The following is a 25,257-nucleotide window of genomic DNA, read 5'->3' as shown; positions in this document are numbered from 1 at the left end:
CGTTCCTGCACCAACCATCCGAGCACCGACCATCCGAGCACCACGGAGGATCCATGGGCCACTACCTGTCGCCGGAGACGGCTGCTGCGCTGGCCCGGCTGACGGCGCTGGATGCCGACAGCCAAGCGCCGGCCCTCGAAAGGATGCGTGCCATCCGCGCCGTCCTGCAGCTGCTTGACACCGACCCGGCCGCTCTCGCGAGCGTGCGCGACGCCCTGGCGGGCGGCACCGGCTGGCCGGAGATCGCCCAGGCGGCCGGCCTCAAGCCCACGGCGGCGAAGTGGCGCTGGCAGGGAACAGACGCCGAAATCGCGGCCCGCCTGGATGCCGGTCGAAAACGCAGCAGCCGGCCGAGCAGCGTCCCGACCGACCTGCCCGGACACTCGGTGGCCGAAGCTGCCGGCATACTCGGCGTGAGCGTGCAGGCCGTGTACCTGCAGGTGAGCCGGGGTAAGCTGGTCAGCCGCACCGTCGAGCTGGCGGACGGTCGCAGTTACAAACGCGTATTCCTGCCCGGGGACGCGCTAACCTCGACGACAGAACCGTCGCTCACCCAACCGTCGCCCACCAGACCGTCGACAGACGAGCCTTGAGACATCAGTCGAGCTACCGATCCCACAAACGGAGTGACCATGACCGATCAGAGCTATGACCCGTTCGACCGCACCTTCCCCCTGGACACCTCGAACACCACCGAGCGCCTGCAGATGCCGGGTCCGGAACCCCGCAGCGACCGGCCGGCAGACACCGCGCAGGTGCCGACCGGTGAATCCGCGACACCCGCCCCGGTCAAACCCCGCAACCGCACCCTGCTCTCCGACCTGAAGACCGGCCCGCCCCAGCGTGCCGCACTGGTGGTGCTGGCGGGCATCGCCGTGCTCGCGCTCGCGTTCATCATCATGATCTTCGTCAACGTCTCGAACGAGAGCATCATCGCCCTGGCCGTCATCGCCACGCCGATCGCGTCCATGGTGGCGGCGTACTACGCCGTCACCCTGAGCATCCAGCAGGTCAAGACCGAGCGTGCCGACAAGGAGAAGGCCCTGGGCAAGCTCGAGGCCGTCGAAGCCGGCGCGCGGGAGACCGAGGTCTGGGCCTCTCAGATGGAGTCCGGGCTCCGGGTCGCGATGGCCAAACTCGACGGTGCGGGGGTGTCCACCGTCGCGGTCACCCGTGCGGCCGGAACCCCGGACGACTTCTTCTAAGGCGACCCGGCGCACTACCGCCTGAAGCCGCCGGCGTCGGCCGCCTCGTGTTGCCGGGCGGCGAGTGCCCGGCCGGCGCTCAGTGACCGTCGCATCGGTGCGTGCCGGAGTCGCGTCGGCAGACGCGGATAGACCCCCCGGAGGACGCTGATCACAGCGCCAAACGCGCGTTCACGGCCGGCTGACCAGGGCAGGTTGAAGAGCGCCCGCTCGCCCGGCTCCAGGAGCCCGGTCGTGACGAGCCGGGCAAGGGGCATGGCCAGGCGCAGCCAGACCGGGCCGGTCGTCGGGTGCAGCAGTTGCCTGGCGACCGATCGCGTCGTCTCATCCGTCGAGAGATCCGCCACCGCCCGGTCCCAGTACGCGGCGAAAGCCGCTCGGTCCGCAGGCCAAAGCCCGGCCGGCACCTGCAGTGCGGTGCCCAGCACACCGTAGTCGCGATACACCGACTCCGCGTCGGCATCGGTGAGAGGCCCAAACACCAGGTCGTGCATCCGTGTCGCCGACTCGTAGAGGGTTGCGGCCACCCAGAGCTGCAGCTCTGGATCGAAGGCGTTGTACGACGGTGGGCGCCCGGCCGGTTCGGCGGCAGGCTGTGCGCCGGCCGGTTCGGCGGCAGGCTGTGCGCCGGCGGTTCGTGCGCCCGCAGTTCGGGCGCCGGCGGTCCGTTCGCTATGCACCGGACGGTGGGCGAGCGACACCCGGCGCACGGCTGCAGCGCGGTCGATGGGCGTGCCGCAGGTGACGGCGTAGACGTAGGAGAGCGTGCCGGTCAGCCGGTCCAACGGCCTGGCGGCGAAGTCGCTGTGCCTGGCGACGCCGTGCCCGACGGCGGGGTTCGCGAGCTGGAGCAGGATCGCGCGGCCACCGCCGAGTATCAGGACGCTCTCCGGGGCGAGATCGCGGATGCCCAGGGGTGTGCCAGGCGTGGACTCTGTTGTCATCGTGGGGCTCCTCTCGACAGGCTGAGCCTAGTTGCCTCCTTTCGGGTTCGTCGCCGAGAGTTCCCGAACCGTTCACATTTTTTCTTGCGGGTGATGGAATAACCTAGGGTCTTATGCAATTGCATATACCTGAGGGCGGCGAATCCACCGGCCCCACGGACTTGAGGAGCACCATGAGCGACATCGACACCACCACCATCCCCGGCTACAAAGCTGGAACCTGGACCATCGACCCCACCCACAGCGTGGTCGGCTTCAGCATCCGTCACATCATGATCAGCAAGGTCAAGGGCACCTTCGAGAAGTTCGACGCTACCTTCGTCACCACCGAGAACCCCCTCGAGACCAGCGTCACGGCCTCCGCCGTGGTCGCGTCCATCAACACCAACGAGGCCAACCGCGACGGCCACCTGCGCACCGGCGACTTCTTTGACGCCGAGACCTACCCGACCATCGACTTCGTGTCGACCGGCGTGCGCATCGAAAAGGGCGACTACCTCGTCGACGGCAACCTCACCATCAAGGGCGTCACCAAGCCCGTCACCTTCGACTTCGAGTTCGGTGGTTTCGGCGGCGACCCTTACGGCAACTACAAGTTCGGCGCCACCGCGTCCACCCAGATCAACCGCGAAGACTTCGGCCTGACCTACAACGCGGCCCTCGAGACCGGCGGCGTGCTGCTCGGCGAGAAGGTCACCATCACCCTCGAACTGCAGGGCGCGCTCCAGGCCTAAGCACTCAGCAGCAGCTGTGAAACGGGGATCCCCACCAGGGGGTCCCCGTTTGTGTTGCGCGGTGCGGATCATCCGGCCACGGCGTCCGGCGCCGGCCTGAGCACCCCGGTGCGCCGCAACAGCACGCTGATGAGCGGGTCGAGCGCGAACAGCAAGAACGCAGCCGACCCGACCATCGTCGCCAGCAGCACCACCCCGAAGGACTGCGCGAGCGCACTCACGCTCCCGACCCGCGCATTGTGCACGGCGGCGGCGGATGCACCCTGAACGAGGTGCCGCCGAGGCGAGCTGGCGTGGAACCACTGCCAGGTGCTGAGAAGCAGGATCACGAAGAAGTTCACCGGCAGCAGTGTGCGGCCCAGGAGGAAGCGGTTGAATTCGTCGTTGAGGCTCGTCGTGAACGGAACCAGGACCACCCCGAGTAAGCGGAAATTATTCAGCCAGACGATGGTGGTGTCCACCCGGGGAATGTACTCGAACTGACGCACGTGGATGAGCCAGAGCAGGCTGAGCAGCAGAAAGCTGATCACCACGTTCAGGATGCTCGGGGCCTGGTCGGTGAGCTGACGCACGAAGTCGGAGTTCGAGGTGACCGCACCTAGGTTGTTCACGGATACGTTCAGCACCAGGAGGGTGGCGGCGATGGCGAAGACGCCATCCGTGTACGACTCCAACCTCCGGGTGGACAACACGGTGCGCCGCGGGGACCCTGCGCCGGCGGCGCCGTCTTGGGGCTCCGGAGCGCTGCTGGACGGCTCGGGGCTGCTCGACATGCGGGCAGCCTACTCGCCGGTGATCTCCTCGCGCACGCGGCGCAGGTCCTCCATCAGGGCGCCGATCAGGATCCAGTGCTGGGGGTGGGGAGTCGTGATCATGAGCGGCGCCGTCAGGGCGAGTGGTTCGGGAGCCGGAGTCGTCGTATCGGCCGGCTTGCCCTCCGCCGGCACGGTGAGCAAACGCAGGTCGTGCGCTGCCCGTTCCAGCTCGATGGCGAAGGCCTGCACGGTGGGCTCCAGGTGCAGGGAATCGTCGTAGTGATCCCGGAGCGCCCTCGTCATACCCAGCGCCCTGGTGACCAGGGGGACAAGGCGGGCGTAGAGCTCGGTGTCGGCGTCGAGGACCTCCCGATGCCTGGACTGGCGGGGATTGAGGGTGAGGCTTTCTTCGGCCTGGCTGATGGCCCGTTCGGCCTTGGCAAGCATGGGCCGCAGCAGTCGGGCCTGGATCATCAGGGTCTCCAGGTCGGCGTATTTTTGCGGGCTCAGCAGCGCGGTGGCCACCCTGTCGAAGGTCGCGGCCACCTCGAGGGTGAGCCGGGTCACTGCGTCGTGCGCAGGCGTGAGCAGCACCGGCGGAACGATCAACGCGTTGACGATGACAGCGATCGCGGCGCCCAGGATGGTCTCGATGATCCGGTCCCTGGCGTAGGTCGGTGTCGCTGCGCCCAGGACGAGAACGAGCATCGCGCTGATCGGGATCTGATTGGCCGAACCAGGGGACAGCTTCAAAGCCCAGGCCAGCAGGATGCAGAGCACGATAGCCCCGAGAACGATCCAGCTGTCCTGGCCGAACCACAGCCCGATGCCCAGGGCGACCAGGACCCCGCCGACCACGCCGAGGCTGCGCTCGAGGGCCCGCCCCAGGGACTGGTTGATGCTGGGTTGCACGACGAAGATGGCGGCCATCGCCGCAAAGATGGGCAGCTCGCCAGGCAGGAGCCACAACGAGATGACCCAAGCCAGGACCACGGCGACAGAGGTCTTGAGGGTCTGCAGCAGCGGGATCCGTCTGGACACTCGCAGGCTGGTCGTTATACGCACTGTCATAGGGTACAAGGCGCGAGGGACCGGCCGGATCACAGGCCCCGGCCGGGCAGGCTAGGTCGCCGCGGGCACGGCCGGCGGGGCCGGGAGAACGTGCACGGGGCGGCCGAGGAAGCGTGCGTATTCGTGCAGCGCACGGTCGGCGCTGCTGGCGAAGGCCGGCGACGGCGCCGCGAACGGGTCGGGTCGCACGGTGATCGCCTTGGCCTGCCAATCGCGGCGCCAGGTGCCGGCGATGCGGCCACCTCGGACCAGGATCGGGAGGAAGATGCCGTTCTTGCCCGGGACCACCCTGGTGAAATTCTCGGGTTCGATCGCGAAGCTGCGGTCCCGGTAGCCGAGCAGGTATTCGTCGAAGCCGGGCAGGGCAAGAACGGCGGTCGGGCCGCGGCCGGCGGCGGCGCGGCCGAGCGGGCCGACATCCGCGCTGCTGGGCAGCAGGTGGGCTACACCGTCCACATCGAGCACGTCCAGGTGCTCCCTCGCCACGCCGAGCGCGATCTTGGCGTCGGCCATGGTGACCTGGGACCACCAGGCGAAATCGGTCAGGGGCGCCGGTCCGTGCCCGGTCAGGTACCGCAGCAGGTATTCGCCCAGTGCTTCGTCCCGCTGCAGCCGCCTGGACACGGGCACCCAGTCCGCCAGGAGCACCAGCATCTGCTGGGAGTCGAGTTGCCGGCCCCAGCACAGGGTTCCCGACTGGGCCAGATGCCAGATCAGGTGATAGCACCGTTGGCCGTCGACGTTGATGCCGTGCCGCTGCAGCAACGCCTGGAAATCGGCTCGGCTCAGCTCCCGCCCGCCGCTCAGCGCGTCCACGGCCACGGTGCGGGCGTGTTCGATGATGGCCTCGTCCAGGCCCAGTTCGCGGCGCCTGGTGGCCGCGCCGGCCCAGAGCCTGGGCGTGCTGAGCTCGAGCAACCAGGCCAGGTCCTGGCTCGGCACCAGATGCAGCGTCCCCCGCATCGGCCAGGAGCGCACCACGGCTCCCGAATCGATCAGGGCGTCAATGCCGGCTGAGGTGCTTCCCGGTGCCCGCACCGCAACGGCCCACTTCGCCCAGCGCAGATCCTGGGCCTGCAACGCCAGCATCCGGTCGACGACCAGGGCGGGATCGCTGATGGCCCCGGTCAGCGCCTGGCTGACCAGGCGACGGCGGGTGATGTCGGTGCGGGAGGCATGCATCATGAACCGCAGCCTAGGGCAGCACCGTAGCCTAGGGCAGCACCGTCCGAACGGGTCGACCCCGTGCGCCCGGGCGAGTCAGCCCAGAGCGGCGGAATGGTGGGGATCGGTGGGACGCTGCGGATCAGGCCAGATCGTCGTCCGTGCGGGCACCGAAGACGATCTCGTCCCAGCTGGGCATCGATGCTCGGCCGCGGCGACCGGTCTGACCGGCGCGGGGCTGCCCGGTAGCCGCCTGGCTGGCCCACACGTTGCGGGTCTCCTCAGGTGCCCCAGACGCCGTCTCGGCGGTCGGACTGGTCTCTTCGACAAGGCGGATGCCGGGTTCCGCCGGTGCGCGCTCTGCACCGCGGGTGTCCGGCGCGGCGGAGCCGGCTGTTTCGACCTCCACGGCCGCCGCTTCTCGTTCGCCACGGCGGCGGCGCAGCGATTCAAGCAGGTCCGCGGTCTCGCTCAGGCTCTGCTGAGGTTCGGCGGCGCGCTTGATGGCCGCCTTCGACACCGCTTCGGTCGTTCCGACCGAGCGCGCATACGGCACCGGATCGTGCAGGGGAGCCGTGTCGTTGAGGATGTCGTCGGCCAGGGATTCCTTGAACGTGAACGCACCGCTGTCGAAGCGGCTCACGTCGGCCAGGCTGGTTTCGGCACCGACGGCACGAAGCCGGGGGATCAGGGCACCCTTGAGCTCACCCTGCTGGGAGAGCGCGATGGCCTCACTGCCGATGGGGGACAGGGCGTTCTTCTTCGGCTCGAAGCTCCACCGGGCATCGTGGTCGATGTCGTCCGCCGTGAAGGCGAGCTTGACGATCCAGCCCGCGCCGGGCTCCTTCCAGCTGGCCCAGCGTTCGTTCGAGGCGCCAAGCGACGCCAGGCGTTCGCGGATGACGCTGCCGAAGTTGGCCTGCTCGTCGATCGGATCGGGGTCGATCGCGGTGTGCACGGGCACGCTGAGCGCACTCGAGACTATGTACTCGCGTTCGGCGACCACGGGCCCCTCGAAGCGTTTCACGAAGTCCAGTGACGCCCCGGTCACCGCAGCGACGTCCTCGGCCGACATGCCGGCACGAATGTGCGCCTGCACCTCGCGGGGTGACAACTTGGGTCTGACGGACGAATCCGTTTGGGTTTGGCGAAGCCGGGACTGGAGAACCGCATCGATGGGGATCCGAAAACGATCACCCTCCTCTGACGCTGCAAGCAGCGCGCCGTTCTCGACTCCGATAACTTTCAAATCCTGCATGGCGAAAGCCCTCTCGCGATTACTGATGGCCCAACCCTGCCATGCAAAGTGGTCAATCTCGGGGAATACTGCGGGCGTGCCGGAAGTTGCTCCCATTGCCAACCTGAAAGGTTGGTGATTGGTTTGCTATTCCGCACGGATTGTTGCAAACTATGGCCGCCGATTTCGTTTATCGGCGTTAATGAAATGGATGGGCATGGCAACCGATTACGACGCACCGCGAAAGACCGAAGACGACTCAGAGTCGATTGAGGCCCTCAAGGAGCGTGTACCCGACAAGATGAGCGGTGTCGTTGATGTTGACGACTCCGACAACCCCGGTGGTTTCGACCTTCCGGGCGCCGATCTGTCCGACCTCGACCTCGACGTGGTCGTCCTGCCCCCGCAGGCCGACGAGTTCACCTGCGTGGAGTGCTTCCTCGTGAAGCACCGTTCGCAGATGTCGCACGAGACCAAGCTCGGCCCGGTCTGCCTGGAGTGCGACGCCTAAGCGCGCTTAGTTACTTGATGCTGGCCGTCGCGATCCATTGATCGCGGCGGCCATTTTCTGTGGCCGGCGACTGGACACCAGCCAGTACGGCGACGGATCCGTCGGGTCCGTGAGCGGGATGCGCACCACGGGTGCGATCCAGCCCCGGATCAGCAGCCAGGCGCGGGCATCCAGCTTCTGGCCGCGCTCGAGCGTGGCGTCAGCGCCTTCGAATGGAATGGCTTCACCGAGCAGGCTCGTTTCGATGCGGGCCCGGCCGGCGGTGAGCACCCCGTCGGACACCACGACGGTCGGAGACGCGAGCACCAGGAGCAGGGCGCTGCCGAGGTACAGGCCGGCCCCGGTCAGGACCCCGGCCAGAACCGAGATCGGCAGGAAGACCAGCAGGCTCGCCGGGATCACAAGCGCAATGATGATGAACAGCCAAGGGGATGGCCAGAGTTTTTCGCGATAATCGGGCATGGGTCTATTCGACCAGATAACTGCACTACCCTCGACACGTGGCTGAAAGCGTCGAAGTTCTGATTACCGCGTCCGTTCTCCCGACATACGCCCATCCGGGTGACGCCGGCGCGGACCTGCATGCCTCCGAGGCCCTGGTCCTGGCCCCCGGCGAACGCGCCCTGGTCGGTACCGGCGTGTCGATCGCACTGCCGGATGGCTATGCGGCGTTCGTCGTTCCGCGCAGCGGCCTGGCGGTCAAACACGGCATCACCGTCGTGAACTCGCCGGGCACCGTCGACGCCGGCTACCGGGGCGAGGTCAAGGTCTGCCTGCTCAACACAGACCGTGAGACGCCTTTCACCATCAACGTCGGCGATCGCATCGCCCAGCTCATCGTTGCACCGGTGGCGCGAGCAGTCTTCGTGCCGGTAGAACGCCTACCCGGCAGCATGCGTGGGGAGGGCGGATTCGGCTCGACCGGCGTCGCGCCCAAGTCTGCGGCAGACGCGATTCCCCAGATCCCTACGTCCGCCCCGGCGGATGCCCACCAGAGTGGAGAAAACCTGTGAGTGACAACGTGAATCCCGACACGCGCTCGAAAACCGACGGCACCGACCTGGCCGAGGCCGGCCGCCCAGACGCAGAGCGCACCGACGCCGAGCGTGCCGAAGCAGAACGCGCCGAAGCCGAGCAGGCCGCTGCCGACCTGCACGCCAAGTCCGCCCCGGAGGACCGCGACGTCGACGGCCCCCTCGACGAGTCTGAAGCCAACCCGGTCAGGCCCTACGTCGACCTCGGCGGCGTCAAGATCCTTCCCCGTGAAGGGCTGCACCTGCGGCTCGAGATCGAAGAGGGCAGCAAGCGGGTCGTGGCCATCGGCCTGGACTACGCCGGATCGACCTTGCAGGTGCAGGCCTTCGCCGCACCGCGTTCGAGCGGCCTCTGGCACGAGATCCGCAGCCAGATCGCCGACCAGATCGCCAAGCAGGGCGGCTCGACCACGCCGCGCGAGGGCCCGTTCGGCCCGGAACTCGTCGCCGAGATCCCCGTCGCCGCCGGCCAGGGTCCTGCCGGGACCTCCAGGCTGGCCCGGTTCATCGGCGTGGACGGCCCGCGCTGGTTCCTGCGCGGTGTCATCGCCGGTGAGGGCGCCATCAACCCCGAGGCCGCTGCGCAGATCGAAGACCTGTTCCGCAGCATCGTCGTGGTGCGCGGGTCCGCCCCGATGCCGCCGCGCGACCTGATTCCGCTGCGGATGCCGGCCACCCCGGCCGGCAAGCCCGAACCCACCGGCGCATAGCCCTCGGGCCTCACAACCCACGGCGCCCAGCCCGCCGGCGACCCGCACACCTCACCGAAAGTCACCTGATGACGGACTCCCTTTCCGGGCCAGAGCCCGAATCCCGCAAAGCGCCCGACAGCGCTGACGCGACGCCAGCCCAGCCTGTACAGCCCGGACAGCCGCCCCAGCCGGCGGAACCATCGGTCTCCGGCGCCCTGGGCGACAGCATGGCCGCGGCCGCCAGGCGCGCCGGCTTCAGCCCGGCCGTCGACGGGGAGCCGATCAGCGGCCACGCGCTGCTGGCGGCCATGGGCGGCATCCGCGGCCTGGTGGAGGCAGTGCTGCCGGGATTGGTCTTCCTGGTCACCTATACGGTCACGTTCGAATTGATCCCCTCGCTGATCGCCCCGGTGCTCATCGGAGCGATCTTCTTCGTGCTGAGACTGGCCAAGAAGCAGACTGTCACCCAGGCCCTCGGCGGACTCGTGGGCATCGGCATCAGCGCGGTGCTTGCCCTTCTCACCGGGCGCGCAGAGGACTTCTATCTGCCGGGCTTCTGGACCAATGGTGTCTACGGCACGGTTCTGTTGGTTTCCGCGCTGATCGGCTGGCCGCTGATCGGCGTGGCCGTCGGATTCCTGATGGGGGAGCAGCTCGCCTGGCGGGCAGACCCGTCCAAGCGCCGCGTGATGGTCATCCTCACCTTCATGTGGGCGGGCCTGTTCATCCTGCGACTGGCGGTGCAGCTGCCGCTGTACTACGCCGGCAACGTCGAGTGGCTCGGCGCCACCAAGCTGCTGATGGGGATCCCGCTGTATGCGCCGCTCCTCGTGGTGTCCTGGCTGATGGTGCGCTCGGTCTACGCGGCCACCGCCGCCCAGACGCCGGACCAGCCGAAGCTCTAGCGCCAGCTCTCCCCTCTGGCGCAGGCTCTCACCTCGAGCCCCGGCCGCTGCAGAACACCGAGCCGTCAACGGCTTCGGTGCTATAGTTATCTCGACGTCGAGATAGTTTTCGGCGTATGCCGCCGGTTCGTGCTGGGGTGAGTTCAGTAAGGCTACCCTTGCTGGCAGAACCGGGCGTCAGTTGGTCAGGATTGAGGATTGCGGACGGTTTCCCGTCGGTTTCCACGAAGGAGAGGGCATCGTGTCTGCTGTTAATAGTTTTGGAGCTCGGGACACCCTGCGCGTCGGTTCGACGGACTACGAGGTCTTTCGTCTTGACGCCGTCAAGGGATACGAGAAGCTGCCGTTCAGCCTCAAGGTGCTGCTGGAGAACCTCCTCCGCACCGAAGACGGCGCGAACATCACCGCGGACCACATCCGCGCCCTGGGCGCCTGGGTGCCCACGGCCGATCCGGACACCGAGATCCAGTTCACGCCCGCCCGCGTGATCATGCAGGACTTCACCGGCGTGCCGTGCATCGTCGACCTCGCCACCATGCGTGAGGCCGTCGCCGACCTCGGCGGCGACCCCAACAAGATCAACCCGCTCGCCCCGGCCGAGCTCGTCATCGACCACTCGGTGATCGCCGACCTGTTCGGCAGCGAGAATGCGCTCGAGCGCAACGTGGAGATCGAATACGAGCGCAACGGTGAGCGCTACCAGTTCCTGCGCTGGGGTCAGACCGCGTTCGACGACTTCAAGGTCGTCCCGCCGGGAACCGGAATCGTGCACCAGGTCAACATCGAGTACCTGGCCCGCGTCACCTTCACCCGGGAAGTCGGCGGTGTCCTGCGCGCATACCCCGACACCTGCGTCGGCACCGACTCGCACACCACCATGGTCAACGGCCTGGGCGTGCTCGGCTGGGGCGTCGGCGGCATCGAGGCCGAGGCGGCCATGCTCGGCCAGCCCGTGTCGATGCTCATCCCCAAGGTCGTCGGCTTCAAGCTCAACGGCTCGATCCCCGCCGGCGTCACCGCGACGGATGTTGTCCTCACCATCACGCAGATGCTGCGCAAGCACGGTGTGGTCGGCAAATTCGTCGAATTCTACGGCGAGGGCGTCGCCCAGGTTCCGCTGGCCAACCGCGCCACGATCGGCAACATGAGCCCCGAGTTCGGCTCCACCGCCGCCATGTTCCCCATCGACGACGTCACCCTCGGTTACCTGCGCCTCACCGGTCGGAGCGTTGACCAGGTCGCCCTCGTCGAGGCTTACTCCAAGCTGCAGGGTCTCTGGCACGACCCGGCCCAGGAACCTGTTTTCAGCGAGTACCTGGAACTGGACCTCGGCACCGTCGTACCGTCGATCGCCGGCCCCAAGCGTCCGCAGGACCGCGTCGAACTCACCAACGCCAAGTCCCAGTTCGAAATCGACCTGCAGAACTACGCCACCCACGACCTGTCCAGGGTGGACGCGGCCGTTGAGGCCTCCTTCCCGGCATCCGACCCGATCGGTTTCACCGCCGAGGACGAACAGAGCGCTCACCAGATCTCGCACCAGCACGTGAGCCACGCTCCGGTGTCGGTGTCCAGCCCGGTGCCGATCACCACGGCCGACGGGGGCAAGTACACCCTCGACCACGGCGCCGTGGCCGTTGCGGCCATCACGAGCTGCACCAACACCTCGAACCCATCGGTCATGCTCGCCGCCGGCCTTCTCGCGCGGAACGCCGTGAAGAAGGGCCTCACGTCCAAGCCCTGGGTCAAGACCACCCTGGCGCCAGGCTCCAAGGTCGTGACGGACTACTACGCCAAGGCCGGCCTCACCGCCGACCTCGAGGCCCTCGGCTTCTACACCGTCGGCTACGGCTGCACGGTCTGCATCGGCAACACCGGCCCGCTGATCGACGAAGTCTCCGCTGCGATCAACGACAACGACCTCGCCGTCACCGCCGTGCTCTCCGGCAACCGCAACTTCGAGGGCAGGATCAGCCCCGACGTCAAGATGAACTACCTGGCCAGCCCGCCGTTGGTCATCGCGTACGCTCTGGCCGGGTCGATGAACTTCGACTTCGACACCGACGCGCTCGGCACGGACACCGAGGGGAACGACGTGTTCCTCAAGGACATCTGGCCGGACTCCGCCGAGGTGCAGGCCACCATCGACAGCTCGATCGACACCGCCATGTTCACCAAGGAATACGGCGAGGTCTTCGAGGGCGACGAGCGCTGGCGCTCACTGCCGACGCCGGACAGCGAGGTCTTCGAATGGGACCCCAAGTCCACCTACGTGCGGAAGCCCCCGTACTTCGACGGCATGACCCTGGAGACCACGCCGGTCTCCGACATCGTCGGCGCCCGGGTGCTGGCCAAGCTCGGCGACTCCGTCACCACCGACCACATCAGCCCGGCCGGCAACATCAAGGCCGACAGCCCGGCCGGTGCCTACCTGATGGAGCACGGTGTCGACCGTGGTGACTTCAACTCCTACGGCTCGCGCCGCGGCAACCACGAAATCATGATCCGCGGCACCTTCGCCAACATCCGATTGCGCAACCAGCTGCTTGACGGCGTCGAGGGCGGTTACACCCGCGACTTCACCAAGCCGGATGCGCCGCAGTCGTTCATCTACGACGCCAGCCAGAACTACCAGGCCGCCGGCACACCGCTGGTGATCTTCGGTGGCAAGGAGTACGGTTCCGGCTCGTCACGCGACTGGGCAGCCAAGGGGACCAGCCTGCTGGGCGTCAAGGCCGTCATCACCGAGAGCTTCGAGCGGATCCACCGCTCCAACCTCATCGGCATGGGCGTTGTGCCGCTGCAGTTCCCCGCGGGCCAGAGCTGGGCCTCGCTCGGCCTGGACGGCACGGAGACCGTGTCCATCACGGGCATCGAGGAACTCAACGAGGGCCGCACGCCCAAGACCGTGCACGTCGTTGCGACGCCGACCGAGCATTCAGCGCCCGGCAAGGCCACCGTCGAGTTCGACGCCGTGGTGCGCATCGACACCCCGGGTGAGGCGGACTACTACCGCAACGGCGGCATCCTGCAGTACGTGCTGCGCTCCCTCGTCGTCTAACCGGGAATTCGCAGAATCGTCTCAGACTGGCGCGTAGACTCGGGGAATCCGAACTGCGTGCCAGTTCTGCGTTCTCGTGGCGCGTATTTCGTTGCTCCACTATCGTGAAAGGCTGGCCCAATGACCCTTCTGGAGACGATTCACGGTCCCCGGGACCTCGACGGTCTCTCGAAGGAACAGCTCGTCGAGCTGGCCGCCGAGGTTCGCGCCTTCCTGGTCGCCGAGATCTCCAAGACCGGCGGGCACCTAGGCCCCAACCTCGGCGTCGTCGAGATGACCATCGCCATCCACCGGCTCTTCGATTCACCGCGCGACGCGATCGTGTTCGACACCGGGCACCAGTCCTACGTGCACAAGATGCTCACCGGTCGTCAGGACTTCAGCCGGTTGCGCCAGACCGGCGGGCTGGCGGGGTACCCGCAGCGACGCGAGTCTGAGCACGACATCGTCGAGAGCTCGCACGCTTCCAGTTCGCTGTCCTGGGCTGACGGCATCTCCCGAGCGTTTGAGATGACCGGCCAGAGCGACCGGCATGTCATCGCCGTCGTCGGTGACGGTTCGCTCACCGGCGGAATGACGTGGGAAGCCCTCAACAACATCAGCGACGACAACAATCGCCGCCTGATCATCGTCATCAACGACAATGGCCGCTCCTACGCGCCCACCATCGGCGGTATGGCCCGGTTTCTCAACACGGTTCGGTTGCGCGCCAGCTACAAGGCCGCGTACATCTCCAGCCGCCAGGCGTTCGACCACATGGGAGCGCCGGCCCGCGCCATCTTCCGCGGCGTGCGCGGCGGCCTGCACGGCTTTCTCAGCCGGTTCTCCAACAACGACGCGTTGTACTCCAACCTCGACATCAAGTACATCGGCCCTGTCGACGGACACGACATGGAGGCCATGCTCGAAGCCCTCAGTCAGGCCAAGGACTACGGCGCGCCGGTCATCGTGCACACCATCACCCAGAAGGGTAAAGGCTACGACCCTGCCGTGCAGGACGTCGCAGACCAGTTCCACGCTGTCGGCGTAATCGACCCCGAGACCGGGGAGCCCACCGAGTCCGCCGGAGCCCCGTCGTGGACCTCGGTGTTCGCCGACGAGCTGCTCAACCTGGCCACCGAGAACCCCAAGCTGGTGGCGATCACCGCGGCAATGCTGCGCCCCACCGGGCTGCACAAGATGGCCGAACGGTTCCCCGAGCGGGTGCACGACGTCGGCATCGCCGAACAGCACGCGGTCACCAGCGCCGCCGGGCTCGCCTTCGGCGGCCTGCACCCCGTCGTGGCCCTCTATGCCACCTTCATCAACCGCGCATTCGACCAGGTCCTGATGGACGTTGCCCTCCACCGTGCAGGAGTCACCTTCGTGCTCGACCGGGCCGGGGTCACGGGGCCGGACGGCCCCAGTCACCACGGCATGTGGGATCTCGCGATCCTGCAGGTCATACCGCACATCAGGCTCGCCGCACCTCGCGACTCGACCCGCCTCCGCGAGGAGCTCGCCGAGGCGGTTCTGGTGGACGATGCCCCCACCGTGCTGCGCTTCCCCAAGGGCAGCACCGGCGTGGAATACGACGCGTTGGAACGACTGCCCGACGGTGTCGATGTGCTCGTGCGCAGCAGCCAGCAGGATGTGCTCATCGTCACGGTCGGCCCGATGGCCGGAATGGGCCTCGAGGTCGCGGAGCGGCTCGCCGCCCAGGGCATCGGTGCGACAGTGGTCGATCCGCGCTGGGTGGTGCCGGTGCCGCAGAGCATCATCGAGCTTGCGGCCCAGCACCGCATCGTGGTGAGCATCGAAGACGGCATCCGCGTCGGCGGCATCGGCACGCGCATCCGCCAGGACCTGCGTGAGGCCGGCGTCGACACGGCCGTCACCGAGCTCGGTCTGCCGGATGAGTTCCTCGACCACGGCACCCGCGCCGAGATCCTCGAGCGGGTGGGACTGACGCCGCAGCACATCGCCCGAGACGTCGTGGCGATGGTCCTCGGCAGCAAACTGCCGCACGCCCGTGCTCTGCCGGCGGACTCCACCCGCGCCGAAGGCCCCGGTACGGGCAGCATCCCGCTGCAGCGGGCCCCCCGCGACTGACCCTCCCGCTCAGCCGGCTGTCGAGGTCGGGGTGTGAGAACGCATCTGTGACCGAAATGGACAAGTGCGGCCGGTGTACCGGCCGCACTTGTCTGTACGGGCAACAGTTGCGCTGCCGCCAGGGCGGCGGCAGCGCAGCCAGCTAGCCGAGCACGGGTACGCCGGCAGTGGGTGACGCCGACCCGACGCCGCGCACCATCGGGGTGTGGAAGGTGCCGCCGAAGACGCGCTCACTGGCGCCGACCCTGTCGAGATAGGGCGTGATCCCGCCCATCTGGAACGGCCAGCCGGCACCGAGCAGCATGCACAGGTCGATGTCCTCCGGTGCGTGCACCACGTCGTCGTCGAGCATCCGCTTGATCTCGTCAGCCAGGCCGTCCTCCACTCGGCGCAGGATCTCCTCCGCCGTGATCGGTGTCGTCCCGCCCGCCACGATCTTCACCGCACCCTTGTCGAAGCCGGTGATCTTTCCGCTGGAGTTGCGCTCAAGGATTCTGCCGTGTTCGGCAAGGCGGTGCAGGTTGGTGCTCTCGAAGAACCGGTCGGGGAACGCCGCATGGTGGGTGTCCAACACGTGGGCGCCGACCTTGAGGCCAACCAGCTCGAGCAGCTCGAACGGTGTCATCGGCAGGCCGAACGAGGCCAGCGCACCGTCGACGACCTCGAACGGGGTGCCGGTGTCAACGGCGTGCATGGCTTCGCCGAGCAGTTTGGCCAGCACCCGGTTCACCACGAAGCCCGGGGTGTCGCGGGTGATGACGGCGTTCTTGCGCAGCTTGGCGGCGATCACCATCGCGGTCGACAGGGTGGCCTCGTCGGTGGCGGGGGTGTTCACGACCTCGATCAGCGGCATCACGGCCACCGGGTTGAAGAAGTGGAAGCCTACCAGTCGCTCAGGGTGGGCCAGCTTGGCGCCGATCTGTTCCACCGACAGCGACGAGGTGTTCGTCGCGAGGATCGCGGTGGGGGAGATGTGCTTCTCGATCTCGGCGAAGACGTCCTGTTTCACCCCGAGTTCCTCGAAGACCGCCTCGATGACCCAGTCTGCGTCGGCGAAGTCGGCCTTGTCGGTGGTACCGGTCACCAGGGCGCGCAGCCGGTTGGCCTCGTCGGAGCTGATGCGGCCCTTGTCCTGCAGGGTCCGGATCTCGCCGTGGATGTAGGCGACGCCCTTGTCGACCCTGGCCTGGTCGAGGTCGGTGATCACGACGGGTACCTTCAGCCGGCGCACGAACAGCAGGGCGAACTGGCTGGCCATCAGACCCGCGCCGATGACGCCGACCTTGCCGATGGGACGCGCCAGAGCCTTGTCCGGGGCTCCAGCGGGCCGTTTGGCGCGCTTCTGCACCAGGTTGAAGGAGTAGATGCTCGCGGGCAGCTGGTCCCCGGAGATCAGGTCGGCGAGGGCGTCGTCTTCCCGGGCGAACGCTTCGGCCTTCGTGCCGGCGCGGGCGGCCTTGATCAGGTCGAGCGCGGCGTAGGGCGATGCGGCAACCGTGCCGATGCGCGACTCGAGCATCTTACGGGCGATGCCGATGGCCGCGTCCCACTTGACCAGGCGTTCGATCTTCCCTGGGGCGTTCGGGCGAGACACGCTCTCGCGGCCGGCGATGACGCCATCGGCCCAGCGGATCGAGTCCTCGAGGAAGCTCACCGAGCGGAACATCCGGTCGGCGATCCCCAATTCGAGGGCGTCCTTGCCGGTGAGGGTGCGGTTGTTCTTGAGCGGGTTCTCAACGATCACCTTGAGGGCGTTCTCGATGCCGACCAAGTTGGGCAGCAGGTACGAGCCGCCCCAGCCCGGGATCAGGCCGAGGAATACCTCGGGCAGGGCGATCGCCGGAACGGTCTCGTCAACGGTGCGGTAGTCGGCGTTCAGCGCCACCTCGAGACCGCCGCCGAGGGCGAGCCCGTTGATGAACACGAACGACGGCACACCCAGCGTGCTGAGCTTGCCCAGGGCGAAGTGGCCCAACTGGGCGAGCAGCTTGCCCACCTCGCGGGACGGAATTTCACTGACCTTGCTCAGGTCGGCGCCGGCGGCGAGGATGAACGGTTTGCCCGTGACGGCCACTCCGTGGATCTCCCCCCGCCCGGCGCGGGCGGTGAGCTCGTCCATGACGCCGCTGAACTCCAGGAGAGTGACGGGACCCAGAGTGTTGGGCCGGGTGTGGTCCCGCCCGTTGTCCAGAGTCAGGAGCGCCAGGGTGCGTCCGCCCGACAGCGGCACGTCCCGGACGAAGGAGTGGGTGACGACTTCGTCACCTGACACCACGACGAGCGGCGAGAAGTCGAGGGTGGCGTAGTCGATGGGGGTGCTGGTCGTGGTCATCGCTTGGCTGCCTTCTTGTTGAAGTGCGGGTTTTCCCAAATCACGGTGCCACCCTGGCCGAGGCCGATGCACATGGCGGTGAGGCCGTAACGCACCTCGGGGTGCTCGGCGAACTGGCTGGCGAGCTGGTTCATCAGGCGCACGCCCGACGATGCGAGCGGATGGCCGATCGCGATGGCGCCGCCGTACTCGTTGACCCGGGGGTCCTCGTCGTCGATCCCGAAGTGGTCGAGGAAGGAGATCACCTGCACCGCGAAGGCCTCATTGAGCTCGAACAGGCCGATGTCGGTGATCGACAACCCGGCCTTGCGCAGCGCCTTTTCGGTCGACGGCACCGGGCCAAGGCCCATCACCTCCGGCTCGACGCCGGCGAAAGCAAAGCTCACGAGCTTCATCTTGACGCTGAGGCCGAGTTCCTTCGCGGTGGCGCCGCTGGCCAGCAGGCAAGCGGTCGCGCCGTCGTTGAGGCCTGAGGCGTTGCCGGCCGTGATACGGCCGTGCGGCCGGAACGGCGTCTTCAGCCCGGCCAGACCGTCCAGGGTGGTCTCGGGCCGCGGCGCCTCGTCGCGGGTGGCGAGGCCCCAACCAGCGGCGCTCCGGGTGGCGACAGACACCAGGTCCGGCTGGATCTTGCCGGCTTCGTACGCCGCCGCGACCTTCTGCTGGCTACGCAGGGCGTACCGATCAGAGCGGTCCTTGGTGTACTCCGGGAACCGGTCGTGGATGCGTTCGGCGGTGGCACCCATGTTCAGGGCATCCTCGCTGACCAGCCGCTCGCTGAGGAACCGCGGGTTCGGGTCGACCCCGGCGCCCATCGGATGGCGACCCATGTGTTCGACACCGCCGGCGATGGCGAGGTCGTAGGCACCGAAGCCGATCGCAGCGCCCATGGTGGTGACCGACGTCATCGCACCGGCGCACATCCGGTCGATCGCGAACCCCGGCACCGAGACGGGCAGTCCGGCCAGCAGCGCCGCGGTGCGCCCCAGGGTGAGCCCCTGGTCACCGGCCTGCGTGGTCGCCGCGATGGCGACATCGTCGATGCGTTCACCCGGCACAGACGGGTTGCGTTCCATGAGTCCGGTGATCGCCTTGACGACCAGGTCGTCGGCGCGGGTATTCCAATACATACCCTTCTCGCCGGCACGACCGAACGGGGTGCGAACCCCGTCCACGAAGACGACTTCAGTTCTCTCGGCCACTTTGCCTCCATCACTCAAAACAGGTATCGCACGATCCTAGGGTGACGAATTAACCGGGGGGAATCCTTTGATTGTTCCTACGAATCCGCGTCCGGGGGCACGGAGGCGCTTTGGTGGACTTCCACAAAGGCATCCGCTATTAGTTGTGCGGTCGCCTCAATCTGCCAGGCGCGCGCGCCGAGCACGGCGAGAGCGTCACCGACGGCGTCGGCACCGGCAGGTTCCGGGGGTTGCCACGCCACCCGGCGCAGGTGATCGGGTGTGAGCAGATTCTCCAGGGGCACGGCGCGTTCTTCCGACGCGGCCGTCAGAGCGGCCCTGGCGGCCTTGTAGCGCAGGTCGGCGTCGGGGTTGCGGTCGGCCCAGGCCCGTGGTGGTGGCAACGCGTCGCCGTTCGCCTTCACCGAGGGCAGGTCAACACTGGCCTGGCCGCGGAGGATGGCTTTCCACCACCGGTCGAGTTCGGTGCGGCTGGCGCGGCCATTGAATTCGCGCAGCTCGGCGAGGGCGTTCCGGCTCGCGGGCATCACACGGGCCGCGGCCACCAGGGAGGCGTCGGGGACCAGCCGGCCTGGTGAGACATCCAGCTCCTGGGCCAGGGCGTCCCTGGCGACCCACAACTCGCGGGCGACCGCGAGGTTTCGCTGGCCGCGCACCACGTGCAGCCCGGACAAGCGGCGCCACGGCTCTGCGCGCGCGGGTTTGGCTTCCTTGGCGAGGACCGCGGCAAATTCCTGCTCCGCTATCCCGGTCTTGTCGGATTCGACAAGGAGCTCGACCATGCTGTCGCGAAGGTCCGGAAGCAGTTCGACGTCCAGCGCCGCGTACACCAGCCAGCTCTCAGGCAGCGGCCGGGTCGACCAATTGGCGGCGGAGTGCTCCTTGGCGAGGTGGATGCCGAGGAGTTCCTCGACCACGGTGCCGAGTCCCACCCTGGGCAGGCCGAGCAGGCGTGCCGCAAGCTCGGTGTCGAAGATGCGGGCGGGGTCCAGACCCACCTCCCGGAGACAGGCCAGGTCCTGGCTGGCAGCGTGGAGGATCCACTCCTCGCCGTCCAGGGCTGCGTTGAGCTCGCTGAAGTCGCCGAGCGCCGGTGGATCAAAGAGGAAAGTGCCGGCATCCCTGCGGAAGATCTGGATCAGGTAGGCGCGCTGGGAGTACGTGAAACCCGACGCTCGTTCGGCATCGATGCCGATCGGACCGGTTCCGGCGGCCAAAGTGTTCACTGCGGCGAGGTAGGCCGCGCGGGAATCGATGACCTGGTGGGTGAGCACGGGCGGATCAACCACGGGCTGCACGGTGTGCCGAGAGATCTGTGACGCCCAGCGAGGTGGGAGCCGGGGTGCTCAGAACGTTGGGGTGAATGCCGAGGGGCCCGCTGTGGCCGAGATCGGCTCCGACTGAATTCACTGCCATGGCACTCATTCCCGCGGTCTCCCTACCGGCGCGTTCAGCGCCGGACGAATCGAGGCCGGCGATATCGACACCGACCGTATCCCGGCCACCGGGCTCCCCGATGCCGACGGCCACTCCCAGGGTATGCAATCCGGGGCCGGTTCGCCGCATGGAAGCTGCCGCCGGGCCGATCGGCTCGACTGCTCCGAGCATGATTCCTGACGCGCTGTGTGCCGAAGCCCCCGGTTCTGAACTGTCGTGTCCAGGTCCGCGGCGTTCAGGACTCGAGTTTCCGTGAGTCTCGTGGTCAGCGGTGTCGTGTGCCTGCCCGTGTCGGGAGGGGGAGGCCTGAGACGGGTGGCCGTGCCGCGGCGGGACCGGCAGCTCGCCGGCGGGTGGCAGACCGGCCAACATGCACAACAGCTCGGCCCAGCCTTCGACGTGCGCCGCGAGGTCGTTGTCCAGTGGGCTCCACGACGCGCGCAATTCGATCTGCGCTCCATCGCCCTGATGGGCGAGCTCTCCGAAACCCGAGGACAGGATCTTGGTGGCGGTCCCGGAGGCGGCCGTGTAGTTCGCACCGCGGGCATCCAGGGCATCGACAAGCCAGGCCCACGCCACGTCGGCGAGGAACGGATCGATGCCGATGTCGGTTTCAAGCGGAGCCTGGGCGAAGCAGACGACGCGGAACGGACCGCCCCAGCTGTCGGGTTCCTCGGGGTCATAGAGCAGAATGAAGCGCCCGGTCCCGAATTCGGAATCACTGCCGTGCCGCACGGGCGTGACGTCCGCAGACAGCGCCACGGCGTACGGCGCGAGGTTCCCAGGGGCCGAAATCTCGGTGACCACCAGCTCGGGACGCGGACTGGAAGAACGGATAGCGTCGAGCGCCGCGGCAAACTGCGCGGGGCGCTGGGGCTGATCCTCTGAATCGGGCACGTCTGCAGACTAGAGTTTTTTCCGTGCGCTGGTGCGAGGCACGCCGAGCAGCGCGGAGGTAGGCATGACGGGGATCGATGCACGAGCGGGTAAGGGCCGCGGCCTGGCGTCCGCCGGACTGGTCGTTGCCGGCAGCCTGGTCGCGGTCGCGGCGGCCGCGACAGTCGCGGTGGGGGTGCTGGCCGGCGTGATGGCGCGCCGCATCGTGACCCCGCCCACCAAGCGCACCGACGACACCCGGGTGTACGGCGTCGACCTCGCTGCCGGGACAATCACCCTCGAAGCCACCATGGACGCGGTACTGCCCGGTGACTACAGTTTCTGGTTTTCAGCGGACTCCGGGCACGCCCGTCTCGGCGCCATCGTGGAGCGCACAGCGAAGACCGTCACCCGCCGGGTCCTCACCGTGGATTTCGGTGATCTCGGCGCTGCAAGCCGGGGCCGTCTGGGCGGATTCTCCTTCCTGGGTCCGTGGGACCTCGGACTGGAGTTCACCAATGTGACGGTGCCGACGGAGCTCGGCGCCGCGCCCGCCTGGCTGATCCCGGCAGAGGATCCCTCCGGTCGCTGGGTGATCCTGGTCCACGGCCGCGGGGTCCGGCGGCACGAGACCCTGCGGGCGGTGCCGGTCTTCAACGCCGCCGGATACTCGTGCCTGCTCGTGTCGTACCGCAACGACGGTGAAGCGCCGCCGAGCGCCGACGGCCGGTTCGGACTCGGTGACACCGAGTGGAGGGATGTCGAGGCCGCGATCGAATTCGCTGCGGGCAACGGGGCCACCCAGATCGTCCTGATGGGCTGGTCAATGGGCGGGGCGATCGCTTTGCAGGCCGCGACCCGGGCGCGGCACGACGGCCGGCTCACCGGCATCGTGCTCGAATCACCCGTGATCGACTGGGCTGATGTCGTGGCCTACCAGGCGCTCACCCTCCGGCTGCCGCGCGCGGTCGTGCGCGGTGCCCTTGTGGTGATGGGACGGCGCTGGGGCCGGGCCGTGACGGGGTTGCACCTGCCCATTGACTTCCCGCGGCTGGACTTCGTGGCCCGGGCGAACGACCTGAGCCTGCCGATTCTCATTCTGCACAGCGACGACGACGGCTACGTCCCGTCGACGCCGTCCCGGGCTCTCGCCGAGCGGCGTCCGGACATCGTCACCCTGGTGCCGTTCGAGGTGGCCAGGCACACCAAACTGTGGAACTACGATCCGGCCGCCTGGAATGCGGCCATCCTGGGCTGGCTCGGCACGCTCGGCGCGGCGCACCCCGCCGTGACGGCTGGAGGCGACACAGACCGCACCGCCGGCTGAGGCCGTCAGCCCAGGGCGGCCACCCGTTCACGCAGTTGCCGCTTGGTGCGGCCCAGCATTGCCGTCATGCCGCGCAGCCGCAGCGGCGAGACGGCCTGGGTGAGCCCGATCGACTGCGGGTAGTCATCCGGAACGGCCAGGACCGCCTCGACGCTCAGTCCGTCAAGCCCCTGGGCGAGGATCGACGCGAAGCCGCGGGTGGTCGGCGACTCGGCCGGGGCCGTCGCGTAGAGGTGCACGGCGCGGTCAGAGTCAATCTCCACGAAGATGAACACGGGTGACTGGCATTCGACGACCCGTTCGAAGAGGTCCGGGTGGTCTCGGTAGCGCTCGGGAAGCTCCGGGAGGTCATTGGAGAACTCGAGCAGCAGCATCAGGCGATCCGGCTGTTCGAGCGCGAGGAAGTCCTCGCGGATCTCGGCGAGCTGGCTGGGCAGGTCGACGGTGCTCATCGGGCTGCCGGGGCGATTCCGGGCGCGCTGCCCTGCACGATCGGAACCCGCACTGCGCTGCCCCACTCGGTCCACGATCCGTCGTAGTTGCGCACGTTCTCGAGCCCGAGCAGGTGGGTCAGCACGAACCAGGTGTGGCTGGACCGCTCGCCGATCCGGCAGTAGGCGATCACGGGCTCGGTACCTTTGAGCCCGGCCTCGTCCCGGTAGATGGCGTCGAGCTCTGCGCGTGGACGGAAGGTGGCGTCCTCCGCTGCGGCCCGCGCCCACGGCACCGACACCGCCGACGGGATGTGGCCGGCCCGTAGGGATCCTTCTTCGGGATACGCGGGCGCTGTAGTGCGTTCACCGCTGTACTCCTCCGGTGAGCGCACGTCGACGAGGGGATGGCCGAAGTGGGCGAGAACGTCGTCCTTGAAAGCGCGAATCGGCGCGTCCTGGCGTTCGATGACGGGGTACTCCGCACGCACCGCCTTCTCGCGGTCCATGGTCAGTTCACGGCCCTCGTCGATCCACTTCTGGCGGCCTCCGTCGAGCAGGCGCACGTCTTCGTGGCCGAACAGGGTGAACACCCAGAGGGCGTACGCGGCCCACCAGTTGCTCTTGTCGCCGTAGATCACGACGGTGCTGTCCCGGCTGATGCCCTTGCGGCCGAGCAGGTCGGCGAAGCCGGCACCGTCGATGTAGTCCCGCTCAACGGGGTCGTTGAGGTCTGTATGCCAGTCGATCTTGACGGCGCCGGGGATGTGGCCGGTCTCGTAGAGGATGACGTCCTCGTCGGATTCGACGACGACCAGGCCGGGACTGCGGAGGTGGGCCTGGAGCCAGTCGGTGGACACCAGGCGTTCGGGGTGCGCGTAGTCCGCGAACGCCGCGGACTGATCTGTTTCGACTGTCATGGTTTCCTCCCGGAGGGCTCGTGAGTCCGGACGACGGCGCGGCCCTGGTGTGCGTGCGTTGAGGGGTGTGCGTGCATTTAGGCTGGTGGTCAGCCTGAGCACAGGTCTTAAATGTACAAGGCAGAACCCCGCACCGAAATTCCGTCTGGGCGCAGGGCAGAAACAGAAAGCGGATGTCAGACATGGTCAGTGCGACCCGAACGCCGCCCCTTCGACTCGTCGACAGGTCGCCCTCCATAACCGGCGCTGAAATCGTGTCGGAACTCGTGCCACCGCCGCAATTCGAGCACGCCTCGTTCGAGTCCTACCGGCCCGACCTCGACTACCCTTCCCAACTGGACGCCGTCCAACGGTTGAATGCCTTCGCGGCCTGGCGGGCCAGGCCGGGCGGATTCTTCTCCCGTACCCGCAAGTCCAAGGCCGAACTGCCCGGCATCTACCTGGACGGTGGCTTCGGGGTGGGCAAGACCCACCTGCTGGCGGCGCTCTGGCACGGCGCACCCGGACCCAAGTACTTCGGCACCTTCATCGAGTACACGGCCCTGGTCGGGGCCCTCGGCTACGCCGAGACCGTGACCCAGCTGACCGGAGCGAAGCTCATCTGCATCGACGAGTTCGAGCTCGACGACCCGGGTGACACCATGCTGATGACCCGACTCCTTGGCGAGCTGATCGCCTCAGGTACCCGGGTCGCGGCCACGTCGAATACGCCACCGAACTCGCTCGGCGAGGGCCGGTTCGCTGCGGCTGACTTCCTGCGCGAGATCCAGGCCATGTCCGCGAACTTCGAAACCGTGCGCATCGACGGCCTAGACTACCGCCGCCGGGATGCGTCCGGGCACGCCGACGTGGTTTCGCCCGAGGACTTCGACCATCTCAGCGAGGCCCTGCTCGAGCGCGGTTCCCGGGTGACCATCGACGACTTCGGTGCCTTGATGAAGCATCTCAGCACCGTGCATCCGTCGAAGTACATCAAGATGATCGCCGGCCTTGACGTGATCGCGCTGCGGAATGTCTTCCTGCTCACCGATCAGACCGATGCCCTGCGGCTGGTCGCCTTCATCGACCGGGTCTACGACGCCGAGATCCCGATCATCGCCACCGGTGTCCCGCTGCACGACGTGTTCGACGCCGAGATGATGGAAGGCGGTTACCGCAAGAAGTACCAACGCTCCCAATCCCGGATGGTGGCGCTGACCACGGGGGAGCTGCCGCCGCACGCTGAGTGACCGGCAGACCCGAAACACGCTATTAATCTGGCCAGCGGTTGCGTAACGTGCCTGAAACACGACGGTGCGGCCGCTGAAACGTTTCGGTCGGAGACTGAG

Annotated in this window: 22 protein-coding genes and 1 pseudogene; 11 read left to right on the top strand and 12 right to left on the bottom strand. The window is 67.6% G+C overall.

The features are described 5' to 3' along the window. The first annotated feature begins 53 nt into the window (after positions 1-53). Positions 54-593 (top strand): hypothetical protein, encoded by a 540-nt coding sequence (locus tag E3T61_RS03370; RefSeq protein ID WP_134639477.1) that lies wholly within the window; start codon positions 54-56, stop codon positions 591-593. Positions 594-632: 39 nt separating this feature from the next. Next, entirely contained in the window at positions 633-1,205 is a 573-nt protein-coding gene (locus tag E3T61_RS03365) for a hypothetical protein (protein WP_134639476.1), read from the top strand. A gap of 14 nt (positions 1,206-1,219) precedes the next feature. On the opposite strand, the gene E3T61_RS03360 is transcribed toward E3T61_RS03365, so the two are convergent. Continuing rightward, positions 1,220-2,149, bottom strand: coding sequence for an oxygenase MpaB family protein (locus E3T61_RS03360; protein ID WP_134639475.1), 930 nt, complete (start codon positions 2,147-2,149; stop codon positions 1,220-1,222). Between the two features lie 173 nt (positions 2,150-2,322). On the opposite strand from E3T61_RS03360, the gene E3T61_RS03355 reads away from it, so the two are divergent. After that, positions 2,323-2,883: a YceI family protein gene (locus E3T61_RS03355; RefSeq protein ID WP_134639474.1), complete on the top strand. Its 561-nt coding sequence runs from the start codon at positions 2,323-2,325 to the stop codon at positions 2,881-2,883. A 68-nt stretch (positions 2,884-2,951) separates the two neighbouring features. On the opposite strand, the gene E3T61_RS03350 is transcribed toward E3T61_RS03355, so the two are convergent. From E3T61_RS03350 to sepH, 4 genes are all read right to left on the bottom strand, one after another. Then, positions 2,952-3,656 (bottom strand): TMEM175 family protein, encoded by a 705-nt coding sequence (locus tag E3T61_RS03350; protein ID WP_134639473.1) that lies wholly within the window; start codon positions 3,654-3,656, stop codon positions 2,952-2,954. Between the two features lie 9 nt (positions 3,657-3,665). Beyond that, complete coding sequence (locus E3T61_RS03345; protein ID WP_338145497.1) at positions 3,666-4,709, bottom strand: FUSC family protein; 1,044 nt, start codon at positions 4,707-4,709, stop codon at positions 3,666-3,668. A gap of 51 nt (positions 4,710-4,760) precedes the next feature. Then, a complete protein-coding gene (locus E3T61_RS03340) occupies positions 4,761-5,894 on the bottom strand; it encodes a winged helix DNA-binding domain-containing protein (RefSeq protein WP_134639471.1) in 1,134 nt (377 codons plus the stop codon). Positions 5,895-6,015: 121 nt separating this feature from the next. After that, complete coding sequence (gene sepH, locus E3T61_RS03335) at positions 6,016-7,131, bottom strand: septation protein SepH (RefSeq protein ID WP_134639470.1); 1,116 nt, start codon at positions 7,129-7,131, stop codon at positions 6,016-6,018. Positions 7,132-7,327: 196 nt separating this feature from the next. On the opposite strand from sepH, the gene E3T61_RS03330 reads away from it, so the two are divergent. Continuing rightward, a complete protein-coding gene (locus E3T61_RS03330; protein WP_066599570.1) occupies positions 7,328-7,621 on the top strand; it encodes a DUF4193 domain-containing protein in 294 nt (97 codons plus the stop codon). Between the two features lie 6 nt (positions 7,622-7,627). On the opposite strand, the gene E3T61_RS03325 is transcribed toward E3T61_RS03330, so the two are convergent. Further along, positions 7,628-8,083 (bottom strand): DUF3093 domain-containing protein, encoded by a 456-nt coding sequence (locus E3T61_RS03325; RefSeq protein ID WP_134639469.1) that lies wholly within the window; start codon positions 8,081-8,083, stop codon positions 7,628-7,630. A 38-nt stretch (positions 8,084-8,121) separates the two neighbouring features. Between E3T61_RS03325 and dut the strand changes: the two genes are divergently transcribed. The 5 genes from dut (at position 8,122) to dxs (ending at position 15,404) form a co-directional block, all read left to right on the top strand. Continuing rightward, positions 8,122-8,634, top strand: coding sequence for a dUTP diphosphatase (dut, locus tag E3T61_RS03320; RefSeq protein ID WP_134639468.1), 513 nt, complete (start codon positions 8,122-8,124; stop codon positions 8,632-8,634). 137 nt (positions 8,635-8,771) lie between these two features. Continuing rightward, complete coding sequence (locus E3T61_RS03315; RefSeq protein ID WP_134639585.1) at positions 8,772-9,365, top strand: DUF3710 domain-containing protein; 594 nt, start codon at positions 8,772-8,774, stop codon at positions 9,363-9,365. Between the two features lie 68 nt (positions 9,366-9,433). Next, entirely contained in the window at positions 9,434-10,252 is an 819-nt protein-coding gene (locus E3T61_RS03310; protein WP_134639467.1) for a DUF3159 domain-containing protein, read from the top strand. A gap of 241 nt (positions 10,253-10,493) precedes the next feature. Further along, positions 10,494-13,313, top strand: a complete 2,820-nt coding sequence (acnA, locus tag E3T61_RS03305) for an aconitate hydratase AcnA (RefSeq protein WP_134639466.1) — start codon at positions 10,494-10,496, stop codon at positions 13,311-13,313. Between the two features lie 120 nt (positions 13,314-13,433). Then, the gene (dxs, locus tag E3T61_RS03300; RefSeq protein WP_134639465.1) at positions 13,434-15,404 is read left to right on the top strand and encodes a 1-deoxy-D-xylulose-5-phosphate synthase; all 1,971 of its coding nucleotides are present in this window, start codon (positions 13,434-13,436) and stop codon (positions 15,402-15,404) included. Between the two features lie 142 nt (positions 15,405-15,546). Here the strand turns inward: dxs and E3T61_RS03295 are convergent, their stop codons facing one another. From E3T61_RS03295 to E3T61_RS22230, 4 genes and pseudogenes are all read right to left on the bottom strand, one after another. Beyond that, positions 15,547-17,736: a 3-hydroxyacyl-CoA dehydrogenase NAD-binding domain-containing protein gene (locus E3T61_RS03295; RefSeq protein ID WP_134639464.1), complete on the bottom strand. Its 2,190-nt coding sequence runs from the start codon at positions 17,734-17,736 to the stop codon at positions 15,547-15,549. Further along, a complete protein-coding gene (locus tag E3T61_RS03290; RefSeq protein ID WP_134639463.1) occupies positions 17,733-18,938 on the bottom strand; it encodes a thiolase family protein in 1,206 nt (401 codons plus the stop codon). The genes E3T61_RS03295 and E3T61_RS03290 overlap by 4 nt, the downstream gene beginning before the upstream one ends. A gap of 77 nt (positions 18,939-19,015) precedes the next feature. Next, entirely contained in the window at positions 19,016-20,227 is a 1,212-nt protein-coding gene (locus E3T61_RS03285; protein WP_420898462.1) for an HRDC domain-containing protein, read from the bottom strand. Between the two features lie 490 nt (positions 20,228-20,717). Further along, positions 20,718-21,272: pseudogene (locus tag E3T61_RS22230) on the bottom strand (DUF3000 domain-containing protein); the annotation flags it as partial. Between the two features lie 64 nt (positions 21,273-21,336). Here E3T61_RS22230 and E3T61_RS03275 point away from each other — a divergent pair. Continuing rightward, positions 21,337-22,578 carry an alpha/beta hydrolase family protein gene (locus tag E3T61_RS03275; protein ID WP_134639461.1) on the top strand — a complete coding sequence of 414 codons (1,242 nt, stop codon included), beginning with the start codon at positions 21,337-21,339 and terminating at the stop codon, positions 22,576-22,578. Positions 22,579-22,583: 5 nt separating this feature from the next. On the opposite strand, the gene E3T61_RS03270 is transcribed toward E3T61_RS03275, so the two are convergent. After that, positions 22,584-23,030: a SufE family protein gene (locus tag E3T61_RS03270; protein ID WP_134639460.1), complete on the bottom strand. Its 447-nt coding sequence runs from the start codon at positions 23,028-23,030 to the stop codon at positions 22,584-22,586. Further along, a complete protein-coding gene (locus E3T61_RS03265; protein ID WP_134639459.1) occupies positions 23,027-23,929 on the bottom strand; it encodes a sulfurtransferase in 903 nt (300 codons plus the stop codon). Before E3T61_RS03265 ends, E3T61_RS03270 begins: the two co-directional genes overlap by 4 nt. 182 nt (positions 23,930-24,111) lie before the next feature. Between E3T61_RS03265 and zapE the strand changes: the two genes are divergently transcribed. Further along, entirely contained in the window at positions 24,112-25,158 is a 1,047-nt protein-coding gene (gene zapE, locus E3T61_RS03260) for a cell division protein ZapE (RefSeq protein WP_134639583.1), read from the top strand. Positions 25,159-25,257: the final 99 nt, after the last annotated feature.

Source organism: Cryobacterium lactosi (genome assembly GCF_004403945.1).
GTDB classification, from domain to species: Bacteria; Actinomycetota; Actinomycetes; order Actinomycetales; family Microbacteriaceae; genus Cryobacterium; species Cryobacterium lactosi.
This window is presented reverse-complemented; position numbering and strand designations above follow the sequence as displayed.

Bases quoted from the DNA above. Each gene is read 5' to 3' on its own strand.
- dxs (WP_134639465.1), top strand. From the start codon at position 13,434: ATGACCCTTCTGGAGACGATTCACGGTCCCCGGGACCTCGACGGTCTC.
- sepH (WP_134639470.1), bottom strand. From the start codon at position 7,131: ATGCAGGATTTGAAAGTTATCGGAGTCGAGAACGGCGCGCTGCTTGCA.
- E3T61_RS03270 (WP_134639460.1), bottom strand. From the start codon at position 23,030: ATGAGCACCGTCGACCTGCCCAGCCAGCTCGCCGAGATCCGCGAGGAC.
- E3T61_RS03340 (WP_134639471.1), bottom strand. From the start codon at position 5,894: ATGATGCATGCCTCCCGCACCGACATCACCCGCCGTCGCCTGGTCAGC.
- E3T61_RS03325 (WP_134639469.1), bottom strand. From the start codon at position 8,083: ATGCCCGATTATCGCGAAAAACTCTGGCCATCCCCTTGGCTGTTCATC.
- E3T61_RS03310 (WP_134639467.1), top strand. From the start codon at position 9,434: ATGACGGACTCCCTTTCCGGGCCAGAGCCCGAATCCCGCAAAGCGCCC.
- E3T61_RS03265 (WP_134639459.1), bottom strand. From the start codon at position 23,929: ATGACAGTCGAAACAGATCAGTCCGCGGCGTTCGCGGACTACGCGCAC.
- E3T61_RS03365 (WP_134639476.1), top strand. From the start codon at position 633: ATGACCGATCAGAGCTATGACCCGTTCGACCGCACCTTCCCCCTGGAC.
- E3T61_RS03295 (WP_134639464.1), bottom strand. From the start codon at position 17,736: ATGACCACGACCAGCACCCCCATCGACTACGCCACCCTCGACTTCTCG.
- E3T61_RS03360 (WP_134639475.1), bottom strand. From the start codon at position 2,149: ATGACAACAGAGTCCACGCCTGGCACACCCCTGGGCATCCGCGATCTC.
- E3T61_RS03275 (WP_134639461.1), top strand. From the start codon at position 21,337: ATGACGGGGATCGATGCACGAGCGGGTAAGGGCCGCGGCCTGGCGTCC.
- E3T61_RS03355 (WP_134639474.1), top strand. From the start codon at position 2,323: ATGAGCGACATCGACACCACCACCATCCCCGGCTACAAAGCTGGAACC.
- E3T61_RS03345 (WP_338145497.1), bottom strand. From the start codon at position 4,709: ATGACAGTGCGTATAACGACCAGCCTGCGAGTGTCCAGACGGATCCCG.
- E3T61_RS03330 (WP_066599570.1), top strand. From the start codon at position 7,328: ATGGCAACCGATTACGACGCACCGCGAAAGACCGAAGACGACTCAGAG.
- zapE (WP_134639583.1), top strand. From the start codon at position 24,112: ATGGTCAGTGCGACCCGAACGCCGCCCCTTCGACTCGTCGACAGGTCG.
- E3T61_RS03350 (WP_134639473.1), bottom strand. From the start codon at position 3,656: ATGTCGAGCAGCCCCGAGCCGTCCAGCAGCGCTCCGGAGCCCCAAGAC.
- E3T61_RS03370 (WP_134639477.1), top strand. From the start codon at position 54: ATGGGCCACTACCTGTCGCCGGAGACGGCTGCTGCGCTGGCCCGGCTG.